Source organism: Pseudomonas sp. URMO17WK12:I9, from assembly GCF_900230165.1.
Lineage (GTDB): Bacteria > Pseudomonadota > Gammaproteobacteria > Pseudomonadales > Pseudomonadaceae > Aquipseudomonas > Aquipseudomonas fulva.
The window spans coordinates 403,871-425,399 of sequence record NZ_OCMQ01000002.1; the positions used below are offsets into that span (position 1 = coordinate 403,871).

Genomic DNA, 21,529 nt, shown 5'->3' on the forward strand with positions numbered 1-21,529 from the left:
TACCTGTACTGGGACATTGAATCTGGCAGGCATTATAGAGCCCGTAGCCTAGTGAGGACACGCCTATCGTCGCTGACGGTCGTGCGCGCCTGCATTTGCGACGGTCCTGTCCGTCGCTCAGGCGCACTGGCGCATTGGGTCGCAAGGCCCCAGTGCGCTACAATCCTGCGCCTCGCAGCCAGCAGGCTGCCATGTCCAATCTTTATGCGAGGTACCCCCATGGTGCACAGCATGACCGCGTTTGCGCGGGTCGAGCGCGCCGGCAGCCAAGGCACCCTGGTCTGGGAGCTGCGCTCGGTCAACCATCGTTACCTGGAACCGCACCTGCGTCTGCCCGACGCCCTGCGTGACCTTGAAGGTGGCGTGCGCGAAGGCCTGCGCCAAGGCCTTTCCCGAGGCAAGGTGGAATGCACCCTGCGCCTGAACGAGGACAGCAGCGGCAAGCCGTTGCAGGTCGACCGCGAGCGCGCTGCGCAGCTAGTGGCCGCCGCCGAGCAAGTGGCAGCGCTGATCCAGCAGCCGGCGCCGCTCAACCCGTTGGAAGTGCTGTCCTGGCCGGGCGTACTGGTCGCTGACGCCAGCGACCCACAGGCACTCAATGCCCAAGCCATGGCGCTGTTCAACGACGCGCTTGCCGAACTCAAGGCCGGGCGTCAGCGCGAAGGCCAGGAATTGGCCCGTCTGATCAACGAGCGCCTGGACAGCATGGCCGAAGAGGTCACGACGCTGCGAGCGCTGGTGCCACAGATGCTGGCCGCGCAACGCCAGAAGATCCTGGATCGCTTCAACGACCTTCAGGCCGAAATCGACCCGCAGCGCCTGGAGCAGGAAATGGTCCTGCTGGCCCAGAAGAGCGACGTGGCCGAGGAGCTTGATCGCCTCGACACCCATGTCGCCGAAGTACGGCGCGTACTCAAGGGTGCAGGTGCCGCCGGGCGCCGCCTGGATTTCCTGATGCAAGAGCTCAATCGCGAAGCCAACACGCTCGGTTCCAAAGCCTTCGATCCCCGCAGCACGCAGGCGGCGGTCAACCTGAAGGTCCTGATCGAACAGATGCGTGAACAAGTACAGAACATCGAGTAAGGCCACACCGACCATGAACCACACCAGCGGCACCCTCTATATCGTTTCCGCTCCGTCCGGCGCCGGCAAGACCAGCCTGGTCAACGCCCTGACCCAGGACGACAAGCAGATTCGTGTTTCCGTCTCGCACACCACCCGGGCCATGCGTCCTGGCGAGCAGCATGGTGTGAACTACCACTTCGTCGAGCATGACGCGTTCAGGGCACTGATCGAACAGGGCGATTTTCTGGAGCATGCCGAGGTGTTCGGCAACTTCTATGGCACCTCTCGCAGTGCATTGCAGCAGACGCTGGACCAAGGCTTCGACCTGATCCTGGAAATCGACTGGCAAGGCGCGCAGCAGGTACGCAAGCTGATGCCACAGGCGTTGTCGGTCTTCATCCTGCCGCCAAGCCAGGCCGCATTGCGCGAGCGCCTCGATGGCCGCGGCCAGGACAGCGACGCGATCATCGCCGGGCGCATGAAAGAGGCCGTCAGCGAGATGGTGCATTACGACGAGTACGACTACGTGATCATCAACGATGTTTTCGATACGGCACTGGCGGACTTGAAAGCCGTGTTCCGCGCCAATCGCCTGCTCCTGAAGAAGCAGCAACACCGCCATGGGGCGCTGCTCGAGCAGTTGATCGGCTGACGCGCGCGGGCCTTCCGGAAGGCCCTCGCGCAATCTTCTGCACGTCGCAGGTAGTGGCCCTGGTCAGTCCCGCAACGGCAAGGTAGCGTGCTGACGCAGCGTGGCTCCCAGGAAGTAGGCGGGGGCTCGCAGCCGGGACATCAGCATCAGCACGATCCCCAGGACGGAAATAATCCCCGCGATCACGAAGACCAGCCCGACCCCGCCGACGTGCGAGCCACTGCCGAAGTCCGGCGAGGCGCTGTCGATGGCTGTGCGCACGAAGATCACCGACAGGATGACACCGCCCACCAAAGGGCATAGCCCGCGCATGAGCAAATGCCGAAGGCTGCCGAACAGACTGCTGCGGAAATACCAGACGCAGGCGAACGCCGTGAGTGAGTAATAGAAGCAGATCATCATGCCCAGGGCGGTGATGGTGTCGGCCAGTACGTTTTCGCTGAGCGTGCGCATGGTGACGTAGAACAGCCCGGCGGCCACCCCGGCGCATACCGTGGCGTAACGCGGCGTCTGCGAGCGCGGGCAGACCTTGGCAAACTTCTGCGGTACCGCCCCGTAATAGCCCATGGCAAGCAAGGTGCGCGCAGGCGAAACGAAGGTCGATTGCAGGGAAGCAGCGGTGCTGGCCAGTACCGCGATGGACATCAGGATCGCCAGCGGCCCCATGACCGGGCCGGCCAGATGGGCGAACACGTTTTCCTGGATGCGCGGGTTGTTCAGGCCCAGCCCCGACTCGCTGATGCCGGCGAACTGCAACGTGGCAATGGCCGTCAGCAAGTACAGCCCCAGAATCAACAACACGGTCCAGGTGGCCGCCTTGCCCGGAACCTCTTCGCTGCCTACCGATTCTTCACTGACGGTCAGGCATACGTCCCAGCCCCAGAAAATGAAGATCGACAACGACAGCCCGGCGGCGAACGCCGAGAAGGATTCGACCCCGAACGGGTTGAACCAGGCGAAATCGAATGCCAGGGGCGGTGGCGCCGTCGTTTCGCCGAATGCTGCGAAGGCGAAACCAACCAGTACCAGCAGTTGCAACGCCACCAGACCGTACTGCACGGTCATGGTCGTGGTCATGCCCCGGCAACAGATCCACACGGCCAAGGCGATGAACACGCAACAGGTCACGATATTGATCAGCAAGTTGTCGGCAAGCGCCGCCAGTCCAGGGTTGCCTGTGATCTGGCCGAGGAACAGGTAGAAAAAGTCCACTGCCACACCGGCCAGGTTCGACAGCACGATGGTGGTCGCCACCACCAGCCCCCAACCGCCGATCCATCCAATCATCGGGCCGAAGGCTCGCGCCGACCAGGTGAACGACGTACCGCTGTCCGGCTCGGCCGAATTCAGCTCGCGATAGCCCAGGGCGACCAGCAGCATGGGCAGGAACCCGACGATGAACACCGCCGGCAGGTGAGCGCCGACCTCGCGCACGGTCGGGCCCAAGGCGCCGGTAAGGGTGTAGACCGGGGCGATGGTGGAGATGCCCAGCACCACGCTGGCCAACAGCCCTAACCGGCCTTTGGCCAGGCCCTTGCCACCCTGTTGGATGCTTTCGCCAGCCGCCACATCGGGTGGGCGGCCGGCTTCTGTGTAATCGCTCATGAATATCAGCCGTAGTGTTGGAATTGTTTTTAACAAGCCTCTCGCCAAGGCCTGCCCACTCAGAGCCCGCTGCAAAACCTTCCCCTGGCTTCATGCAGGCGCCTTGGCGCTACACGGTGTGCAGGTACCAGTTGTATTCGAGGTCGGAAATCGACACCTCGAATTCGGCCAGCTCGCTGTCCTTGCAGGCCACGAAGATATCGATGTAATGCGCACTGATGTACCGCTTGAGCACTTCGCTGTCTTCCAGCGCGCGCAGCGCGTCGCGCAGGTTGTTCGCAAGGCTCTGTTCCAGTTGCTCGAAGGCATTGCCTTCAATGGGCGCCTGCGGCTCGATCTGATGGGTCAGGCCATGGTGAACGCCAGCAAGAATCACCGCAAGCGTCAGGTAAGGGTTGGCGTCTGCACCTGCCACGCGATGTTCCAGGCGGGCGCTGTGGCTGTTTTCTGTGGGCACACGCAGGGCCACGGTACGGTTATCCAAGCCCCAGCCTGGGGCGTTTGGTACATTGAACTGGGCGCCGAACCTGCGATACGAATTGATGTTCGGGCACAGGAAGGCCATCGACGCGGGAAGTGTCTCCAGTACACCGCCGATGGCATGGCGCAGCGCTTCGCACCTGAGCGGTTCGTCGCTTGCAAAGAGGTTCTTGCCGCTGTGTTTTTCTACAAGCGACAGGTGAACATGCAGACCATTGCCCGCCTGATCGGGATAGGGCTTGGCCATGAATGTCGTGTCCATTTCATGGTCGTAGGCAACGTTCTTGATCAGGCGCTTGAGCAGGATCGCTTGATCACAGGCTTTCAGAGGGTCGGCCACGTGATGCAGATTGACCTTGAACTGCGCAGGCGCGCTTTCCTTGACGATGGCATCGACAGGCAAGCCTTGGGCCTTTGCCGCTTGGAGGATGTCCTGCAAACAGTCGGCGTACTCGTCCAGGTCGTCGATGAAGTAGGCCTGGGTCGAATGCGCACGCTTTCCGGACAACGGCGAGCGCGGCGGCTGCGGTCGCCCATTGAGGTTGTCCTGATCGATCAGGTAAAACTCGAGCGCCAATGCAACGCGCAGGGTCAGGCCAAGCGCTTCGAACCGGCCCACGACCTGACGCAAGACTTCGCGCGGATCGGCGAAGAACGGCTGGCCGTCCAGTTCGTGCATGGTCATGAGCAACTGGGCGGTGGGGCGCTTCTGCCAAGGTTCATGCGCAAGCGTACCGGCAATGGGGTGGCAGATGCGATCGGCATCGCCCATGTCCAGGCCCAGTCCAGTGCTTTCCACGGTAGCGCCGTTGATGTCGAGCGCAAACAGCGATGCTGGCAGATTGATACCTCGCTCATACACCTTGTGCAAGCTCGCCCGCTCGATGCGCTTGCCACGCACGACTCCATTCATATCGGCAATCAGCAAGTCGACGTATTGGGTGTCGGGGTGTGCCTGCAGGAAGTCATTCATCTCGCGTGAGAAGCGGGCGCACGGGGCTAGCGACGTCATGGCTGTACATCCTTTGCTTGGCTGCGGCGATGTGGAGAGACGGCTGGCGCCTGGTAGGCGACGATGGTTGCAGCTGTTGTTGTTTTCACTTTCCCATCGTGGGGATCGGTAACCGCAGCGGGCGCATTGATTCCCGGGGGTCGTTTCACTATAAAATGGCCCTGACGCAACAGACATTGGCAATTCGGCAACGAGAGCGTGCACCGATGCAATATCAAATTACCCATGCCGACCTTTCGCTGGTCCTGGCGTTGGAACGCGGGCGCTCTCTGGCCAAGGCGGCCGAGTTGCTCAAGGTGGACGTGTCGACCGTTTTCCGGTCGATACGTCGCCTGGAATCAGCGCTGGGCACGGCCCTGTTCGTCAAGAGCCGCAAAGGCTACTTGCCCACCGACACTGCACAGGCCCTGGCCGAGCAGGCCGAGCGCGCAGAACAGGCACTCGAGGCGGCGCGCATTGCCATGACCAGCGGTGAACAGGTCGTCAGTGGTACCGTGCGGCTGACCTGCACGGAGGCCGTCATGCACAGCCTGCTGCTGCCTGCACTGGCCGACTTCATGCAGAATTACCCCGCGCTGTCGCTGGAGATGGGCACCTCCAATGTGTTCGCCAACCTCAGCCGGCGAGACGCAGACATCGCCCTGCGCCTGACCAACACGCCGCCCGAGCACCTGGTGGGGCGCAACCTGGGTTCGACTTCCTATGTGATATGCGGCCAACCCCATTGGCGCGACCGCCTCGGTGAAAGCGCCAGCGCGGTGCCATGGATCGCGCCGGATGACGCCATGCAGGACCATCCGACGGTGGTCTGGCGCAACCAGCAACACCCTGGCCTGAGCCCGCGCTACCAGTGCAGCGGTATGTCCACCATTGCCCAACTGGTCACCGCTGGCCTGGGCGTGGCAGCGCTGCCGGACTACATGGTGCATAGCCTGCCAGGGGTCGATGCACTCAGCGGGCCGTTGCCGGGTTGCGACACCCAGTTGTGGCTCTTGACCCGACCGGACTGCCGCGCGCTGCGCTCGGTGCAGACCCTCTTCGAGGAGCTCACCCCACGGTTGCGTGACGCAATGCTCTGAGGTTATTGTCAGGGCCATTGCAAGGCGTCTATGGCGGTCCTTGCACTGCGTTCCAGCGGTATGATCAGGCCTGGCAAACGCGGACATGCATCGAAGTACCTGAATGATTCGCACCGCACCGCACGGCGACGCTCGACAAAACAGCGCTTCCCTATTGGCTGGTGAATTTTTATACTATCGAGTCCGCCTGCCCACTAATGGGCTGCACGCCTACCGCATTTGCTACTGAGGAAGACCATGGCCCGCGTAACTGTTGAAGACTGCCTGGAACACGTGGATAACCGTTTTGAGCTGGTCATGCTCTCGACCAAGCGCGCTCGCCAGCTGGCGACCGGCGGTAAAGAGCCACGCGTTGCATGGGAAAACGACAAGCCTACCGTCGTCGCCCTGCGCGAAATCGCCGAAGGCATCGTGACCAACGAATTCATCGCCGCTGAAGAAATTGTCACCGAGGATCCGGTCTTTGCCGCGTTCGAGGACGAGTCGAACGAGGCTGTCTGATTGATGCCCGGTCGACGTCGCGAGGCGCAAGGCCCCCTATCTCGGCAGGAGGCTAAGCCATGCCGGGTATAGAGGCCTTGGCCGAACGGCTGTCGACTTACCTAGGCCCCGAACAGGTCAACCTGGTACGGCGCGCCTACTTCTACGCCGAACAGGCGCACGATGGGCAACGTCGTCGCAGCGGTGAGCCCTACGTGACGCACCCGCTGGCCGTGGCCAGCATCCTTGCCGACATGCACATGGACCATCAAAGCCTGATGGCGGCCATGCTCCATGACGTGATCGAAGACACTGGTATTGCCAAGGAAGCCCTCAGCCAGCAATTTGGCGAGACGGTTGCCGAGCTGGTGGACGGGGTCAGCAAGCTGACCCAGATGAACTTCGAAACCAAGGCCGAGGCGCAAGCCGAGAACTTCCAGAAGATGGCCATGGCCATGGCACGCGACATTCGCGTGATCCTGGTCAAGCTGGCCGACCGCCTGCACAACATGCGCACCCTGGAAGTGCTGTCCGGCGAGAAACGGCGCCGGATCGCCAAGGAAACCCTCGAGATCTACGCCCCCATCGCCAACCGCCTGGGGATGCACACGGTACGCGTCGAGTTCGAAGACCTTGGCTTCAAGGCCATGCACCCGATGCGCTCGTCGCTGATCCATCGCGCCGTCAAGAGTGCACGGGGCAACCGCAAGGAAATCGTCGCCAAGATCGAGCAGTCGCTGGCCAACTGCCTGGCTGCCGACGGTATCGAAGGCGAGATCAGTGGTCGACAAAAACACCTCTATGGCATCTACAAGAAGATGCGCGGCAAGCGTCGCGCCTTCAACGAGATCATGGACGTGTATGCCTTCCGCATCATCGTCGACAAGGTCGATACCTGCTACCGCGTCCTCGGTGCCGTGCACAACCTGTACAAGCCGCTGCCAGGGCGGTTCAAGGACTACATCGCCATTCCCAAGGCCAACGGCTACCAGTCGTTGCACACCACCTTGTTCGGCATGCACGGCGTGCCCATCGAAATCCAGATCCGTACGCGCGAAATGGAAGAGATGGCCAACAACGGTATCGCTGCGCACTGGCTGTACAAGGCCAATGGGGATGAGCAGCCCAAGGGCAACCATGCCCGTGCCAGGCAGTGGGTCAAAGGCATTCTTGAATTGCAGCAGCGTGCAGGCAACTCGCTGGAGTTCATCGAGAGCGTCAAGATCGACCTGTTCCCGGACGAGGTTTACGTTTTCACGCCCAAAGGCCGCATCATGGAGCTGCCCAAGGGCTCCACTGCCGTGGACTTCGCCTACGCGGTGCACACCGACGTCGGCAACAGCTGCATCGCTTGCCGTATCAACCGGCGCCTGGCACCGCTCTCCGAGCCGTTGCAGAGTGGCTCGACGGTAGAGATCGTCAGCGCACCAGGGGCCCGACCCAATCCGGCCTGGCTCAATTTCGTGGTCACCGGCAAAGCGCGCACACATATTCGCCATGCGCTCAAGCAGCAGCGCCGCTCCGAATCCATCAGTCTGGGCGAGCGGCTGCTCAACAAGGTGCTGACCGGTTTCGACAGCGCGCTGGAACAGATTCCGCGCGAGCGCGTGCAGGCCATCCTCAGCGAATACCGCCTGGAGTTGATCGAAGACCTGCTCGAAGACATCGGGCTGGGCAACCGCATGGCCTACGTGGTCGCTCGCCGCCTGCTGTCTGCAGAAGGCGAGCAACTGCCGGCCCCTGAAGGCCCGCTGGCGATTCGCGGCACCGAAGGCCTGGTGCTCAGCTATGCCAAGTGTTGTACGCCGATTCCGGGCGACCCGATCGTGGGCCACCTTTCGGCGGGCAAGGGTATGGTCGTGCACCTTGAGAACTGCCGAAACATCAGTGAAATTCGTCACAATCCCGAGAAATGCGTCCAGCTTTCCTGGGCCAAGGACATCACTGGCGAATTCAACGTCGAATTGCGCGTAGAGCTGGAGCACCAGCGCGGCCTGATCGCCTTGCTGGCCAGCAGCGTCAACGCGGCCGATGGCAACATCGAGAAGATCAGCATGGACGAACGCGACGGCCGTATCAGCGTGGTCCAACTGGTGGTCAGCGTGCACGACCGCGTGCACCTGGCGCGTGTGATCAAGAAGCTGCGTACCCTGACTGGTGTAGTTCGCATCACCCGCATGCGTACGTAGTCCGCCAACCGCAAGGAGTCATCATGAGCAAGACCGTCATCAACAGCGACAAGGCCCCTGCCGCCATCGGCACCTACTCGCAGGCGATCAAGGCCGGTAACACCGTGTACATGTCTGGCCAGATCCCGCTGGACCCCAAGACCATGGAACTGGTCGAAGGCTTCGAGGCCCAGACCGTCCAGGTGTTCGAGAACCTCAAGGCTGTGGCCGAAGCAGCAGGCGGTTCGTTCAAGGACATCGTCAAGCTGAACATCTTCCTGACCGACTTGAGCCATTTCGCCAAGGTCAACGAGGTAATGGGTCGCTACTTCGAGCAGCCTTATCCCGCTCGCGCCGCCATTGGCGTAGCCGCGCTGCCAAAAGGCGCGCAGGTCGAGATGGACGCCATCCTCGTCATCGAGTGATGCCCCAGGCGGCGAGCATTGCCCTCGCCGCCCTCTCTCTCCTGAAAGGTTCCCGTCATGCGCATAGCTTTGCCTCTCACGCTGGCAGCCCTGGTTCTGGGCGGCTGCGCCAGCCACAAACCTGAAGACTTCAACGGCACCTGGATCAATCAGGACGCCATCACTGCGGCCGTCAAGCAAGGCAACCTTCGCCAGGCCCTGAACGAGCATGGCCCGGTGTTCGAGTGGAAGCTCGATGTTGCCACCCAGCGCGCCAGCTACAGCAATGGGTTCGAGGCCTCGGACGGTCAGCTCAGCGCCAATGACAAGCAGTGGCTGGCCACCTTCGAAGGCGGTGCCACCGAGCAATTGTCGCTGGACGGCGACGAACTGCAAACGGTCGACCAGCAGGGCGCCAAACAGCGCTTTGAGCGCGCCAAGACGCCCAGTGGCAACAATGCGCCATTGGGAAGCAGCTTCGAGCAGGCGCTGTATCAGGCCTGGCTCGGCGGCGCCTGGACGATCATGGAGGGCCCAGGCAAGGGTGCCAACGTGACGTTCAGCGACAGCGGCAACGTCACCGGCCTACCTGGTCCGGATCGCTTTGCCCTGTGCCTGGCCGGTGATTGCGCAACGATGGGCGGCAGCAATGACAGCCTATGGCTGGAGCGCAACCAGCGCGGGGCGCCATTCATCATCAAGCGCAATGGCAACCAGCTGGAAATCTTCCAGGCGGTAAACCGCGCCCAGCCGGATGAAATGCCGATGCTGGCCGCCGGCAAGCGTCAGTGGCTCCTGCAACACAACTGACCCTACCCGTCCAGTCAGCGCTCAGGTAGCACGCAGGCTACCTGAGCGTCAGCCAGGCGATCACTGCCCAAGGATTGCCCCGTAGCCTTCCTTGTAGCTGGGGTACTGCGGCGACCAGCCTAGCCCCCGTGCGCGGGCGTTGCTGCAGCGCTTGCTGCCCGTGCGACGCACTCGCTCCTCATCGGACCACTGCGTGACCCCCAACTGATGACGCAGCCAAGTTACGACGTCAGCCAGTGGCGCCGGGCTGTCGTCCACGCCGATGTAGCAATCGTCCAGCGCCTTGCCTTCGCTGTCGCATTGCAGCAGGAATGCCAGCAGACTGGCAGCATCGTCTACATGAATGCGGTTGCCATACAAAGGCGGTTGCTCGGCGACGCGATAACCCTGACGCACCTGACGCAACAGCCACTCGCGGCCTGGGCCATAGATGCCGGTCAGGCGAACCACGCTGGCTGGGACAGCACCGGATAACGCCAGCCTTTCAGCCTCGAGCATGATGCGCCCCGAGTAGCCGTCAGGTTCGGTGGCCGATTGCTCATCAACCCACTCGCCCCCCTTTTGCCCAAATACGCTGCTGCTGGATACGAACAAAAGGCGTCGTGGTCGTTGCCCTCGCTCGGCCAGCCAGCGCTGCACATGACGCAACCCCTGGACATACGCCGCCTCATAACCTGCCTCGTCATGCTGGCTGGCAGCCACGCAATACACCAGGTAGTCAGGTGCCTGCTCAGGCCAGGCGGCTGGAATGGTCGGGTCCGACAGATCAGCCGCGATCGGCACTACACCTTCAGGCAACTGCGCCACCGAACGGCGCAAACCGCTGACCTGCCAACCACGCGCAAGCATTTGTCGCGCGAGGCGACTACCGACGTCACCACATCCTACGATCAACACACTCAAGTCAGACATCTGAAGCCCTCTAGGGCCGATTACTCAGCCCGCCTGCAGGAGAAAAAGCAACAATATTACTTTTGTTAACAAGAATTACTTGCAATAATGGCGGCCAAATTGTTCTCGGCCTGCCTCGAGGCCTTGAAGAACGCTCACCCATCATCTTCATCAGGTCCGGCCAGCATGACACGTACCCAACCTTCCGCTTCGCCAACCCCATCGCGCGCCTGGCGCGCCACCGCTGCGCTGATTCTAAGCCTGGCGCTGGCCCCGGTCGCCATGGCCGATGAGCCCAATGCCACCGCTCCGGTAACGGCCCCGGCGGCCAGCGCTGCAGCGCCCGCTAGCGCTCCGGCCGGCGAAGCGGCACCGGGTACCGTCGCACCGGCTCCTGTTGCTGCAGACCCTAACGTGCAAGCCCTGGTGGAAGATACCTCGCTCGGCATGGCCCATGACCTGTCGCCCTGGGGCATGTACAAAAACGCCGATGTCGTGGTCAAGGCCGTCATGATCGGCCTGGCCATCGCCTCGATCATCACTTGGACCATCTGGATCGCCAAAGGCTTCGAATTGATGGGTGCCAAGCGCCGCCTGCGCGGGGAAATCGCCCGCCTGAAGAAATCGGCCAGCCTCAAGGAAGCCAGCGAAGTCTCCAACAAGGAAGGCACCCTGGCCCACACCCTGGTTCACGATGCGCTCGAGGAAATGCGCCTGTCGGCCAATGCCCGTGAAAAGGAAGGCATCAAGGAGCGCGTGAGCTTCCGTCTGGAACGACTGGTCCACGCCAGCGGACGTAACATGAGCAGCGGCACGGGCGTGCTGGCCACCATCGGCTCCACTGCGCCCTTCGTGGGTCTGTTCGGCACCGTGTGGGGCATCATGAACAGCTTCATCGGCATCGCCAAGACCCAGACCACCAACCTCGCCGTGGTCGCCCCGGGTATTGCAGAAGCGCTGCTGGCCACTGCACTGGGCCTGGTTGCCGCCATCCCCGCCGTGGTCATCTACAACGTCTTCGCCCGCTCTATCGCCGGCTACAAGGCGCAGGTGTCCGACGCGTCGGCCCAGGTACTGCTGCTGGTCAGCCGTGACCTGGACCATCAGGGCAGCGATCGCGCCGCCCCGCACATGGTGAAAGTGGGGTAAGCCATGGGCCTGCATCTGAACGAAGGTGGCGACGACCTCGCCGAAAACCACGAAATCAACGTGACGCCGTTCATCGACGTGATGTTGGTACTGCTGATCATCTTCATGGTCGCAGCGCCCCTTGCCACGGTCGACATCAAGGTCGACCTGCCTGCCTCGACGGCCAAGCCGGCGCCCAGGCCCGAGAAGCCTGTCTTCGTCAGCGTCAAGGCCGACCAGAAGCTCTATGTCGGTGATGACCCGGTTCCGGCGCCCGAGCGCCTTGGCCCGATGCTGGACGCCAAGACCAAGGGTGACAAGGACACCACCATTTTCTTCCAGGCCGACAAAGGCGTGGATTACGGTGACCTGATGGAAGTGATGAACAACATGCGCGCGGCCGGCTACCTCAAAGTCGGTCTGGTAGGTCTTGAGACGGCAGCCAAGAAATGACGAAGACGCGGCACAATCTGGCGCGTTACAGCGGCAGCCTGGCGCTCGTGCTGGGTGTCCATGCCGTCGCTGTGCTGCTCATGCTCAACTGGTCGGTGCCCCAGGCCATCGAGCTGCCCCCGGCAGCCATGATGGTCGAGCTGGCACCACTGCCGGAGCCTGCGCCACCACCTCCTCCCAAAGCAGTTCCCCAACCACCGGCGCCGGTCGAAGAACCCCCGCTGCCGAAGGTAGTGGAAGCCCCTAAACCCAAAATCGCCATTCCCAAGCCGCCCAAGCCGAAGGCCAAGCCACAGCCGCCCAAGCCTGAGAAAAAGCCTGAGCCGCCGAAGGAAGCGCCGCCTACCAAGGAAACGGTAGACGCACCACCCAGCAATACGCCGCCGCAGAAATCCGCAGCACCGGCACCGAGCGTCGCATCCAACAGCACCGCACTGCCGACCTGGCAGAGTGACCTGCTGCGCCACCTGGCGAAGTACAAGCGATACCCGGAAGACGCGCGCCGCAGAGGCTTGCAGGGCATCAATCGCCTGCGCTTCGTGGTCGATGCCGAGGGCAAGGTCGTGTCGTATTCACTGGCCGGGGGGTCGGGTAGCGCGTCACTGGACCGGGCGACCATGGAAATGATTCGGCGAGCGGGCAAGGTGCCCAAACCGCCGGCTGAGCTGCTGAACAACGGGACGATCGAAGTCGTCGCGCCGTTCGTGTACTCACTGGACCGCCGCTGACGCTTTTGTTTCTGTCACAAATCGGCAAGTCTGATAACGTGCGTCTATCGATTGCAGCCGCTATGCTGGGCTCGCAACTTCATGGACGCACGTTATGACCCTCACAGAACTCCGTTACATCGTCACACTCGCCCAGGAACAGCACTTCGGCCATGCAGCCGAGCGTTGCCACGTGAGCCAGCCTACCCTTTCGGTGGGTGTGAAGAAGCTCGAGGATGAGCTCGGCGTACTGATCTTCGAGCGCAGCAAGAGCGCGGTGCGCCTCACGCCAGTTGGCGAAGGCATCGTGGCCCAGGCTCAGAAAGTCCTCGAACAGGCTCAGGGCATCCGCGAGCTGGCACAGGCCGGCAAAAACCAATTGACCGCTCCGCTCAAGGTGGGCGCGATCTACACGGTCGGCCCTTACCTCTTTCCTCACCTGATCCCACAGCTGCACCGCGTGGCACCGCAGATGCCGTTGTACATCGAGGAAAATTTCACCCATGTGCTGCGTGAGAAGCTGCGTAACGGTGAACTGGATGCGGTGATCGTCGCCCTCCCCTTCAACGAGGCCGACGTGCTGACCCTGCCGCTCTACGACGAGCCTTTCTGCGCACTGATGCCAGCCGACCACCCATGGACGGCGAAGAAAACCATCGATGCGGCATCGCTCAACGACAAGAGCCTGTTGCTGCTGGGCGAGGGTCACTGCTTCCGCGACCAGGTGCTGGAGGCGTGCCCCACCTTGAACAAGGGCGGTGAAGGCGCACGCCACACCACGGTCGAATCCAGTTCGCTGGAAACCATTCGCCACATGGTGGCCTCTGGGCTGGGGGTCTCTATTCTGCCGCTGTCGGCCGTGCACAGCCATCACTATGCACCGGGCGTGATCGAGGTGCGCCCGCTGACTGCACCAGCGCCATTTCGTACCGTGGCGATCGCGTGGCGCGCCAGTTTCCCGCGGCCCAAAGCCATCGAGATTCTTGCCGACTCGATCCGCCTGTGCTCGGTCGCCAAAACGCCCACTGAGCAAACTGCCTGAGCCATGAGTGAGTTGTCGAAGGTACCGGTCACGGTACTCAAGGGTGTCGGAGACGCCATGGCGCAGAAGCTTGCCAAGGTGGGCCTGGAGAACCTGCAGGATGTGTTGTTCCACCTGCCCTTGCGCTACCAGGACCGCACCCGCGTGGTGCCGATCGGGCAACTCCGGCCGGGGCAGGATGCGGTGATCGAGGGCGTGGTCAGCGGCGCGGACGTGACCATGGGCAAGCGACGTAGCCTCGTCGTTCGTCTCGGCGACGGGAGCGGCGTGCTGAGCCTGCGCTTCTACCATTTCAGCAACGCACAGAAGGAAGGGCTCAAACGCGGCACCCACCTGCGTTGCTACGGCGAAGCCCGGCCGGGCGCGTCGGGCCTGGAGATCTATCACCCGGAATACCGTGCACTGAACGGCGACGAACCGCCGCCGCCGGTCGAACAGACGCTTACCCCGATTTACCCGTCCACCGAGGGGCTCACCCAGCAACGGCTGCGCCTGCTCTGCCAACAGAGCCTCGCCCTGCTCGGGCCGCGCAGCTTGCCGGACTGGCTACCCGAGGAGCTTGCACGCGATTATCAGCTGGCCCCGCTGGACGATGCCATACGTTACTTGCACAACCCGCCGGCTGACGCCGACCTCGATGAGCTTGCCGAAGGCCACCACTGGGCCCAGCACCGCCTGGCATTCGAAGAACTGCTGACCCACCAGCTGTCGCAGCAGCGACTGCGCGAAAGCCTGCGCAGCCTGCGCGCGCCGGTGCTGCCCAAGCCCTCGCGCCTGCAGGACGAGTACCTGGCCAATCTCGGCTTCAAGCCTACCGGGGCGCAGCAGCGGGTCGCCAATGAAATTGCCTACGACCTCAGCCAGCACGAACCCATGCTGCGCCTGGTTCAAGGTGATGTGGGGGCCGGCAAGACCGTGGTTGCGGCACTGGCAGCCCTTCAGGCGTTGGAGGCGGGTTACCAGGTTGCGCTGATGGCGCCTACCGAGATTCTTGCCGAGCAGCACTACATCACCTTCAAGCGCTGGCTGGAGCCACTGGGCATCGAAGTCGCCTGGCTCGCTGGCAAGCTCAAGGGCAAGGCCCGGGCCAGTGCACTGGAGCAGATCGCCGTCGGTGCGCCAATGGTGGTGGGTACCCATGCCCTGTTCCAGGAAGAGGTCAAGTTCAAGCACCTCGCCCTGGCCATCATCGACGAGCAGCACCGTTTTGGCGTCCAGCAGCGCCTGGCCTTGCGCAAAAAGGGTGTGAATGGCGAGTTGTGTCCGCATCAGCTGATCATGACGGCGACGCCCATTCCGCGTACGTTGGCCATGAGCGCCTATGCTGACCTGGATACGTCCGTGCTGGACGAATTGCCTCCCGGGCGTACACCGGTCAACACGGTGCTGGTGGCCGACAGCCGCCGCTTCGAAGTGGTCGAACGGGTACGCGCTGCCTGCGCTGAAGGCCGTCAGGCCTATTGGGTCTGTACCCTCATCGAAGAGTCTGAAGAGTTGACCTGCCAGGCCGCCGAGAGCACTTACGAGGAACTTGGCAGCGCCCTGGGCGAGTTGCGGGTCGGGCTGATTCACGGGCGCATGAAACCGGCAGAAAAAGCCGAGATCATGGCCCAATTCAAAGCCGGTGATCTGCAACTGCTGGTTGCCACGACCGTGATCGAAGTCGGCGTCGATGTGCCCAACGCCAGCCTGATGATCATCGAAAACCCGGAACGCCTGGGGTTGGCCCAGCTGCACCAGTTGCGTGGGCGGGTGGGCCGTGGCAGCGCTGCCAGCCACTGCGTCCTGCTGTATCACCCGCCCTTGTCACAGGTGGGCCGCGAACGCCTGGGCATCATGCGCGAAACCAACGATGGCTTCATCATCGCGGAAAAGGACCTGGAGCTGCGCGGCCCTGGCGAGATGCTCGGCACGCGCCAGACGGGCCTGCTGCAGTTCAAGGTCGCTGACCTGATGCGCGATGCCGACCTGCTTCCGGCCGTTCGTGATGCAGCCCAGGCATTGGTGGCCCGCTGGCCGGAACATGTCAGCCCCTTGCTTGAACGCTGGCTGCGTCACGGGCAGCAGTACGGCCAAGTCTGACCCAAGTGGTCAATGGATCCAGCCTCCCGGCGAGGCTGGTTATACTTCGCTTTTAGGAATCAGTGGACACGGACCATGACTCAAGCTGCCTTGGACACCGCAACCCCACAAACACCGTCGGTTATCCGGTTGCTGCTCGACAAGCTCGGCGTCGCCTACCGTGAGGTGTTGGCACATTCACGCCCGCCGGCTCAGGCCTGTGTGCAGGCGGTGCTACTGGACGACGAGGTGGGCGCACTCATGGTGCTGCTGCCGCAAAGCCAACTGCTGGACCTGAGCCGGCTTACCGAGCTGACCGGCCGCACGCTCACCGCTGTGCCGGTGCCCCGCTTGCGCCAAATGCTGGAAAAACACCATCTCAAGGTTCTCCCGGGCATACCGGCGCTGACCAGCTCACCTTGCCAGTACGAAAAAAGCCTGCTCGAACCGGCGACCGTATTCATCCAGTCAGGCCAAGAGGGCCTGCTGCTGGCCATCGACCGTGACCCGTTCAAACGCCTGCTGAGCAAAGCCAGCGCCAGTGCCTTCGGGCAGGAGGTGCAGGCCATTACCCTCAACCTGGACCGCCCGGACGATGACACCCGCGAGATCAACCAGGCAGTTCAGGCCTTCACTGCGCGACGCATTCAGAAGCGGCTCGAAGAAACCATTGAAATTCCGCCTCTGGCCGATACCGCGCAGAAGATCATGAAGCTGCGTGTCGACCCCAATGCCAGCATCGACGATATCACCGGCGTGGTGGAAACCGACCCGGCACTGGCGGCGCAGGTCGTGAGCTGGGCGGCATCGCCCTATTACGCCTCGCCCGGCAAGGTACGCTCGGTCGAAGATGCGATTGTCAGGGTGCTGGGTTTCGATCTGGTGATCAACCTGGCCTTGGGCCTAGCGATGGGCAAGACGCTCAGCCTGCCCAAGGACCAGCCTCAGCAAGCGACGCCTTACTGGCAGCACTCTATCTACACGGCAGCTGTCATCGAGGGTCTCACTCGTGCAATGCCCCGTGCCGAACGACCCGAGGCAGGGCTCACCTACCTTGCCGGCCTTCTGCACAATTTCGGGTACTTGCTGCTGGCGCATGTGTTTCCGCCGCATTTTTCGCTGATCTGCCGGCACCTGGAGGTCAACCCACATCTATGCCACACCTATGTGGAGCGCCACCTGTTGGGAATCAGCCGCGAGCAGATTGGTGCCTGGCTGATGAAGCTATGGGACATGCCCGAGGAGTTGTCCACGGCGCTGCGCTTCCAGCATGACCCCACCTACGACGGCGATTATGCAGCCTTTCCCAACCTGGTTTTCCTCGCCACCCGATTGCTTCGCTCACGGGGTATCGGTTCGGGCCCGAAAGAGGAGATTCCCGATGCATTGCTTGAGCGGCTCGGGCTTTCCCGCGACAAGGCCGAGGATGCCGTAAACAAGGTACTCGATGCCGAGGCCTTGCTGCGCGAGCTTGCCTCTCAGTTCGCGGCGCCGCACTGACTGACAGGGGCGCTAGCTCGGCCCCTGCGCGGTCAATGCTTCTTTTTTGGTTTCAGGTACTTCATCAGGCCCTGAAACCACATCACCAAAGCCGGGTTGCCCTTGATCTGGATCGCCTTGTCCTGGATGCCCTGCATGAATGCCAGCTGCTTGTTGCGCGCCTGCAAGGTAGTGAAGCCATAGGCAGCGTCCTTGAAGGCGATGGCGAAGGCAGGCTGCGCGAACGCGCCACTTTTGCTACGGATGCGTTCGTTGGCGACGATGAAATGACGGACGATCTTGCCATCGAGGGTCTGCATCTGGAATACCAGATCCTTGCCCTTGAGCTGCTGCTGGAAAGCCGGATTGTTTCGGCTTGCCCTGGCCATCAGCAGGCCCATGACCCAGAGAAGTAAGCGGAACTTCATTCAAGCGTCTCGTATAAAAAGTGACTGTGAGCGCCAGTTTATCCGCTTTATATGCTTTGCAGGGGCTCAACGAATCTTTTTTCGCATGCAACGGCAACGGGCGCTGTCAGCGCCCGTTCGATCGTCATGACGCTGACAGGCCTGGGTTATTTCGTCTTTTTGGCAGGCTTGGCAGGCACGTTGATACTGTCGCGCAAATTCTTGCCTGGCTTGAAGGCTACCGTGTTACTTGCCTTGATCTTGACGGGCTCACCCGTCTGCGGGTTTTTACCGGTCCGCGCCCCACGATGACGCTTCTCGAAGGTGCCGAAACCCACCAGCGTCACTGTATCGTTGTTCACAGCCTGGGTAATGCTTTCGAGGATCGCGTTCAGCACCTGGTTGGCCTGGTCTTTGGTCAGGTCGGTCTTCTCGGCGATGACAGCGGCGAGTTCTGGTTTGCGCATGATGATGAAGCCTCTTTGACGGGATTCTTGTTGTTATGCCGTGCCGCCTCGTGGGCAGCGTTCAAGGCGCCACAGGCTCTAAGCCGCAGCAGACGAGTGTGAGAATGGCACGCGCTTGAGTACCGCGCCAGTATCGGTACGGCCATAATGCATGCGCAAAAAAGGCATACACGACAGTTCGGGCGCCATTTACGCCATAACCGGTGGCAGCTGGCGATTGAGGGTCAGTCGTTCCATCACGGCATTGCCCGTAAGGGCGTACCCGATCAGCTGGCCATCGGCTGCATGGCAGAGCGCCTTGACGTCATTGCCCTCCCCCTCCGCCTGCCACGTCCCGACTTGTCCATTCGGTGGTGGCGAAACCACCAGAGGACAGGCAGGCGTCTTGACCGTGATGGGCATGGGCCCATAGCTGACGGCAGTGGGGGTGCCTGTCAGCGTCTGCGCCAGTGCTCGAACACCACTCATCAACGGCATGACGTACAGCAGGTTGATGCCGTCCACCTCGGCGCAGTCGCCCAAGGCGTGGATATTGGCATGAGAGGTACGCAGAAACCGGTCCACACGGATACCCCGCCCCGTCTGCAGGCCCGCTGCGGCAGCCAGGTCCGTTCGGGGGCGCAGGCCTACGGCCGACACGACCAGATCGCATGCGATGACCTGGCCGTCGGACAACTGTGCGCACACGCCGTCACCCTGGCGCTGCAAGCGCGTCAGCACGGGCCCGAGATGAAAACGAATACCGATACCCTGCAGCCCGCCCTGTACCGCCTGTGCCGCCGCCGGGTGCAACAGGGTGGGCATGATCTGCTCGCAGGGCGCGACCACGTCGACCTCGAAGCCGCCAAGACGCATGTCGTTGGCAAACTCACAGCCGATAAGACCGGCGCCCAGGATCAACACCCGCTGCTTGCCGTCAGCCGCAGCACGCAGGCGCGCGTAGTCTTCAAGGTCGTTGATCGGGAACATCAGGTCGCTGGCATCCCCTTCGACAGGCACGCTGATGGTCTGTGCACCCAGCGCCAGGACGAGGTCACGATAGGGCACTGCCTCCTCGCCGATCCACAGGCGCTTGTGGCCTGGGTCGATACCCGTTATGCGCGTATGCGTGCGCACCTCGACGTTCAATTGCTCGGCCATGGCGCCGGGCTCGGCCATGCACAACCCCTCGGCGTCCTTCTGCTTGGCAAAGCCGGTCGAAAGCATGGGCTTGGAATAGGACCGCCCATCATCGGCAGTGATCATCAGCACGGGTGTGAGCGCATCAAACTTGCGCAATTCCCGGGCGAGGTTGTAGCCCGCAAGCCCGGTGCCGATGATGACTATAGGAGGCGTCATAGGGGTTTCCTCGATCAACCGATGGCGATCATTTCAAAGTCGCTCTTGCCAACCCCGCAGTCCGGGCAGAGCCAGTCTTCGGGTACGTCTTCCCAGCGCGTGCCGGGTGCGATTCCATCATCCGGCCAGCCATCGGCTTCGTCATAGATCAGACCGCAGACAATACATTGCCACTTTTTCATCGGAACGGGTTTCCTCGGTTCAGGCTCGGCTTGGGTTTGAACTTGCGGCCTCTTCACGGGCCAAGGTGCAATCGAAAGGCTTTGTAGCGGCCCTGCCGGCAGTATGCAAGCAGTCGGGGCATTCATGCTAAGCTCGCGGCCTCTTTGGTTGTAACAAGCAGACCGACGTGTCGTACCCAACCCCGCACGCAGCCGCTGTCGCGTGGCTAGCGTATCCACAGGTGCAGGCCAGCCTCGCCCCCTCCATGCTGGACTGGTTATTCGATGAGGGCTCGCTCACACGTCGGCTGACTCGACTGTCCGGCGACGATTTCTGCGTAACGCCACTGTTCGAAGGCTGGCAGCCGCTGCGCGAAGATGAATGCCTGGCCCTTGGTATCGCACCCGGCGCCCAAGGTTGGGTCAGGGAGGTGTTCCTGCGCGGGCATGGCCAGCCGTGGGTATTTGCCCGCAGCGTGGCCAGCCGTGTGGCGCTGGAACGTGGCGGCCTGGACCTCGAGTCGCTCGGCAGTCGCTCGCTGGGCGAGCTGCTGTTCTGCGACCGAGCGTTCACCCGCCACCCCTTGCAGGCATGCCATTACCCCGAAACCTGGCTGCCCGCTGAAGTCGCAAGCCCAGGCCTGTGGGGACGCCGTTCACGCTTCTCCCGAGATGGACTCGACCTGCTTGTCGCCGAAGTATTTCTGCCGGCGTTGTGGCAGGCGGCACGCGAGGATACCCGTTGATGTACGTGCAACTGCTCAAGTCGTTGAACCGCCTTCACCCGCGCGCCTGGGACTTTGTCCAGCTAAGCCGTATGGACAGGCCCATCGGCATTTATCTGCTGCTCTGGCCAACCCTGTCGGCGGTGTGGATTGCCGGTCAGGGTTCACCGACGTTGGCCAATGTGCTGATCTTCGGGTTGGGTGTGGTGCTCATGCGCGCCGCAGGTTGCTGCATCAATGATTTTGCCGACCGCAAAGTGGATGGGCACGTCAAGCGCACCGCCGATCGACCTTTGGCCAGTGGGCGTGTACGCCCACGCGAAGCGCTGACGCTGTTTGCCGTCCTGGTGGGCGTGAGTTTCCTGCTGGTGCTGTGCACCAACAGCGAAACCGTCTGGCTTTCGTTCGCGGCGGTCGCGCTCGCGTTCTGCTACCCCTTCATGAAGCGCTACACCTATTACCCACAAGTGGTGCTGGGCGCCGCCTATTCATGGGGCATTCCCATGGCCTTCACCGCGGCCGGAGGTGAGCTGCCGGCCGCCGCCTGGCTACTGTACATCGCCAATCTGCTGTGGACGGTGGCTTACGATACCTACTACGCCATGGTCGATCGCGACGATGACCTGAAGATCGGTGTGAAGTCCACGGCCATCCTGTTTGGCGAGGCTGACCGGGTGATCATCCTGAGCTTGCAGGGGCTTTCGCTGGGCTGCCTGATGCTGGCCGGCAGCAGCTTCGCCCTCGGCGGCTGGTTCTACCTGGGCCTGCTGGGCGCCGCGTGCTGTTTCGTCTGGGAATTCTGGTCCACACGCCGCCTGGACCGAGAGGCATGCTTCAAGGCGTTCCTGCACAACCACTGGGCCGGGTTGCTGGTGTTCATGAGCGTGGTACTGGATTACGCGCTGCGTTGAGCGG

The 21,529-nt window shown here is 62.3% G+C and carries 22 protein-coding genes; 15 read left to right on the forward strand and 7 right to left on the reverse strand.

Translation table 11 applies throughout. From position 1 onward, the window contains the following. Positions 1–219 precede the first annotated feature (219 nt). Positions 220–1,083: a YicC/YloC family endoribonuclease gene (locus tag CRP40_RS06530; RefSeq protein ID WP_027913369.1), complete on the forward strand. Its 864-nt coding sequence runs from the start codon at positions 220–222 to the stop codon at positions 1,081–1,083. Positions 1,084–1,096: 13 nt separating this feature from the next. Next, positions 1,097–1,717 carry a guanylate kinase gene (gene gmk, locus CRP40_RS06535; protein WP_027913368.1) on the forward strand — a complete coding sequence of 207 codons (621 nt, stop codon included), beginning with the start codon at positions 1,097–1,099 and terminating at the stop codon, positions 1,715–1,717. A gap of 63 nt (positions 1,718–1,780) precedes the next feature. Here gmk and CRP40_RS06540 read toward each other — a convergent pair whose 3' ends face one another. Next, on the reverse strand, positions 1,781–3,322 hold the full coding sequence (locus CRP40_RS06540) for an APC family permease (RefSeq protein WP_027913367.1): 1,542 nt from the start codon (positions 3,320–3,322) through the stop codon (positions 1,781–1,783). A 109-nt stretch (positions 3,323–3,431) separates the two neighbouring features. Then, positions 3,432–4,814, reverse strand: a complete 1,383-nt coding sequence (locus CRP40_RS06545; protein ID WP_027913366.1) for a glutamine synthetase family protein — start codon at positions 4,812–4,814, stop codon at positions 3,432–3,434. Positions 4,815–5,020: 206 nt separating this feature from the next. Between CRP40_RS06545 and CRP40_RS06550 the strand changes: the two genes are divergently transcribed. The 5 genes from CRP40_RS06550 (at position 5,021) to CRP40_RS06570 (ending at position 9,755) form a co-directional block, all read left to right on the forward strand. Further along, a complete protein-coding gene (locus CRP40_RS06550; protein WP_027913365.1) occupies positions 5,021–5,893 on the forward strand; it encodes a LysR family transcriptional regulator in 873 nt (290 codons plus the stop codon). A gap of 237 nt (positions 5,894–6,130) precedes the next feature. Beyond that, positions 6,131–6,394, forward strand: coding sequence for a DNA-directed RNA polymerase subunit omega (rpoZ, locus tag CRP40_RS06555; protein ID WP_012312123.1), 264 nt, complete (start codon positions 6,131–6,133; stop codon positions 6,392–6,394). Between the two features lie 59 nt (positions 6,395–6,453). Beyond that, on the forward strand, positions 6,454–8,562 hold the full coding sequence (spoT, locus tag CRP40_RS06560) for a bifunctional GTP diphosphokinase/guanosine-3',5'-bis pyrophosphate 3'-pyrophosphohydrolase (RefSeq protein ID WP_027913364.1): 2,109 nt from the start codon (positions 6,454–6,456) through the stop codon (positions 8,560–8,562). A 23-nt stretch (positions 8,563–8,585) separates the two neighbouring features. Continuing rightward, a complete protein-coding gene (locus CRP40_RS06565; protein WP_009684531.1) occupies positions 8,586–8,966 on the forward strand; it encodes a RidA family protein in 381 nt (126 codons plus the stop codon). 57 nt (positions 8,967–9,023) lie between these two features. Beyond that, positions 9,024–9,755, forward strand: coding sequence for a hypothetical protein (locus CRP40_RS06570; protein WP_027913363.1), 732 nt, complete (start codon positions 9,024–9,026; stop codon positions 9,753–9,755). Between the two features lie 60 nt (positions 9,756–9,815). Here the strand turns inward: CRP40_RS06570 and CRP40_RS06575 are convergent, their stop codons facing one another. Then, a complete protein-coding gene (locus tag CRP40_RS06575) occupies positions 9,816–10,667 on the reverse strand; it encodes an SDR family oxidoreductase (protein WP_027913362.1) in 852 nt (283 codons plus the stop codon). Positions 10,668–10,832: 165 nt separating this feature from the next. Here CRP40_RS06575 and exbB point away from each other — a divergent pair, with 165 nt between their 5' ends. The 6 genes from exbB to CRP40_RS06605 all read left to right on the forward strand — a co-directional run bounded on the left by exbB (position 10,833) and on the right by CRP40_RS06605 (position 17,537). Further along, positions 10,833–11,795 carry a tonB-system energizer ExbB gene (exbB, locus tag CRP40_RS06580; protein WP_027913361.1) on the forward strand — a complete coding sequence of 321 codons (963 nt, stop codon included), beginning with the start codon at positions 10,833–10,835 and terminating at the stop codon, positions 11,793–11,795. 3 nt (positions 11,796–11,798) lie between these two features. Continuing rightward, a complete protein-coding gene (exbD, locus tag CRP40_RS06585; protein ID WP_027913360.1) occupies positions 11,799–12,227 on the forward strand; it encodes a TonB system transport protein ExbD in 429 nt (142 codons plus the stop codon). Continuing rightward, positions 12,224–12,955: an energy transducer TonB gene (locus tag CRP40_RS06590; protein WP_027913359.1), complete on the forward strand. Its 732-nt coding sequence runs from the start codon at positions 12,224–12,226 to the stop codon at positions 12,953–12,955. Before exbD ends, CRP40_RS06590 begins: the two co-directional genes overlap by 4 nt. 94 nt (positions 12,956–13,049) lie before the next feature. After that, positions 13,050–13,976 (forward strand): hydrogen peroxide-inducible genes activator, encoded by a 927-nt coding sequence (locus tag CRP40_RS06595; RefSeq protein ID WP_023532770.1) that lies wholly within the window; start codon positions 13,050–13,052, stop codon positions 13,974–13,976. Positions 13,977–13,979: 3 nt separating this feature from the next. Further along, entirely contained in the window at positions 13,980–16,058 is a 2,079-nt protein-coding gene (recG, locus tag CRP40_RS06600) for an ATP-dependent DNA helicase RecG (protein WP_027913358.1), read from the forward strand. A gap of 75 nt (positions 16,059–16,133) precedes the next feature. Next, positions 16,134–17,537 (forward strand): aminoacyl-tRNA deacylase and HDOD domain-containing protein, encoded by a 1,404-nt coding sequence (locus tag CRP40_RS06605; RefSeq protein ID WP_027913357.1) that lies wholly within the window; start codon positions 16,134–16,136, stop codon positions 17,535–17,537. Positions 17,538–17,569: 32 nt separating this feature from the next. Here CRP40_RS06605 and CRP40_RS06610 read toward each other — a convergent pair whose 3' ends face one another. The 4 genes from CRP40_RS06610 to CRP40_RS06625 all read right to left on the reverse strand — a co-directional run bounded on the left by CRP40_RS06610 (position 17,570) and on the right by CRP40_RS06625 (position 19,910). After that, the gene (locus CRP40_RS06610; RefSeq protein ID WP_027913356.1) at positions 17,570–17,944 is read right to left on the reverse strand and encodes a helicase; all 375 of its coding nucleotides are present in this window, start codon (positions 17,942–17,944) and stop codon (positions 17,570–17,572) included. Between the two features lie 146 nt (positions 17,945–18,090). Further along, positions 18,091–18,390, reverse strand: a complete 300-nt coding sequence (locus CRP40_RS06615) for an HU family DNA-binding protein (RefSeq protein WP_023532344.1) — start codon at positions 18,388–18,390, stop codon at positions 18,091–18,093. Between the two features lie 189 nt (positions 18,391–18,579). Next, positions 18,580–19,728 (reverse strand): FAD-dependent oxidoreductase, encoded by a 1,149-nt coding sequence (locus CRP40_RS06620; protein WP_027913355.1) that lies wholly within the window; start codon positions 19,726–19,728, stop codon positions 18,580–18,582. Positions 19,729–19,742: 14 nt separating this feature from the next. Further along, on the reverse strand, positions 19,743–19,910 hold the full coding sequence (locus tag CRP40_RS06625) for a rubredoxin (protein ID WP_023532601.1): 168 nt from the start codon (positions 19,908–19,910) through the stop codon (positions 19,743–19,745). Positions 19,911–20,077: 167 nt separating this feature from the next. On the opposite strand from CRP40_RS06625, the gene CRP40_RS06630 reads away from it, so the two are divergent. Together CRP40_RS06630 and ubiA are read left to right on the forward strand one after the other, a co-directional pair. After that, the gene (locus tag CRP40_RS06630; RefSeq protein WP_027913354.1) at positions 20,078–20,635 is read left to right on the forward strand and encodes a chorismate lyase; all 558 of its coding nucleotides are present in this window, start codon (positions 20,078–20,080) and stop codon (positions 20,633–20,635) included. After that, positions 20,635–21,525 (forward strand): 4-hydroxybenzoate octaprenyltransferase, encoded by an 891-nt coding sequence (ubiA, locus tag CRP40_RS06635; RefSeq protein WP_027913353.1) that lies wholly within the window; start codon positions 20,635–20,637, stop codon positions 21,523–21,525. Before CRP40_RS06630 ends, ubiA begins: the two co-directional genes overlap by 1 nt. The last annotated feature ends 4 nt before the right edge of the window (positions 21,526–21,529 follow it).

Bases quoted from the DNA above. Each gene is read 5' to 3' on its own strand.
- CRP40_RS06530 (WP_027913369.1), top strand. From the start codon at position 220: ATGGTGCACAGCATGACCGCGTTTGCGCGGGTCGAGCGCGCCGGCAGC.
- gmk (WP_027913368.1), top strand. From the start codon at position 1,097: ATGAACCACACCAGCGGCACCCTCTATATCGTTTCCGCTCCGTCCGGC.
- CRP40_RS06540 (WP_027913367.1), bottom strand. From the start codon at position 3,322: ATGAGCGATTACACAGAAGCCGGCCGCCCACCCGATGTGGCGGCTGGC.
- CRP40_RS06545 (WP_027913366.1), bottom strand. From the start codon at position 4,814: ATGACGTCGCTAGCCCCGTGCGCCCGCTTCTCACGCGAGATGAATGAC.
- CRP40_RS06550 (WP_027913365.1), top strand. From the start codon at position 5,021: ATGCAATATCAAATTACCCATGCCGACCTTTCGCTGGTCCTGGCGTTG.
- rpoZ (WP_012312123.1), top strand. From the start codon at position 6,131: ATGGCCCGCGTAACTGTTGAAGACTGCCTGGAACACGTGGATAACCGT.
- spoT (WP_027913364.1), top strand. From the start codon at position 6,454: ATGCCGGGTATAGAGGCCTTGGCCGAACGGCTGTCGACTTACCTAGGC.
- CRP40_RS06565 (WP_009684531.1), top strand. From the start codon at position 8,586: ATGAGCAAGACCGTCATCAACAGCGACAAGGCCCCTGCCGCCATCGGC.
- CRP40_RS06570 (WP_027913363.1), top strand. From the start codon at position 9,024: ATGCGCATAGCTTTGCCTCTCACGCTGGCAGCCCTGGTTCTGGGCGGC.
- CRP40_RS06575 (WP_027913362.1), bottom strand. From the start codon at position 10,667: ATGTCTGACTTGAGTGTGTTGATCGTAGGATGTGGTGACGTCGGTAGT.
- exbB (WP_027913361.1), top strand. From the start codon at position 10,833: ATGACACGTACCCAACCTTCCGCTTCGCCAACCCCATCGCGCGCCTGG.
- exbD (WP_027913360.1), top strand. From the start codon at position 11,799: ATGGGCCTGCATCTGAACGAAGGTGGCGACGACCTCGCCGAAAACCAC.
- CRP40_RS06590 (WP_027913359.1), top strand. From the start codon at position 12,224: ATGACGAAGACGCGGCACAATCTGGCGCGTTACAGCGGCAGCCTGGCG.
- CRP40_RS06595 (WP_023532770.1), top strand. From the start codon at position 13,050: ATGACCCTCACAGAACTCCGTTACATCGTCACACTCGCCCAGGAACAG.
- recG (WP_027913358.1), top strand. From the start codon at position 13,980: ATGAGTGAGTTGTCGAAGGTACCGGTCACGGTACTCAAGGGTGTCGGA.
- CRP40_RS06605 (WP_027913357.1), top strand. From the start codon at position 16,134: ATGACTCAAGCTGCCTTGGACACCGCAACCCCACAAACACCGTCGGTT.
- CRP40_RS06610 (WP_027913356.1), bottom strand. From the start codon at position 17,944: ATGAAGTTCCGCTTACTTCTCTGGGTCATGGGCCTGCTGATGGCCAGG.
- CRP40_RS06615 (WP_023532344.1), bottom strand. From the start codon at position 18,390: ATGCGCAAACCAGAACTCGCCGCTGTCATCGCCGAGAAGACCGACCTG.
- CRP40_RS06620 (WP_027913355.1), bottom strand. From the start codon at position 19,728: ATGACGCCTCCTATAGTCATCATCGGCACCGGGCTTGCGGGCTACAAC.
- CRP40_RS06625 (WP_023532601.1), bottom strand. From the start codon at position 19,910: ATGAAAAAGTGGCAATGTATTGTCTGCGGTCTGATCTATGACGAAGCC.
- ubiA (WP_027913353.1), top strand. From the start codon at position 20,635: ATGTACGTGCAACTGCTCAAGTCGTTGAACCGCCTTCACCCGCGCGCC.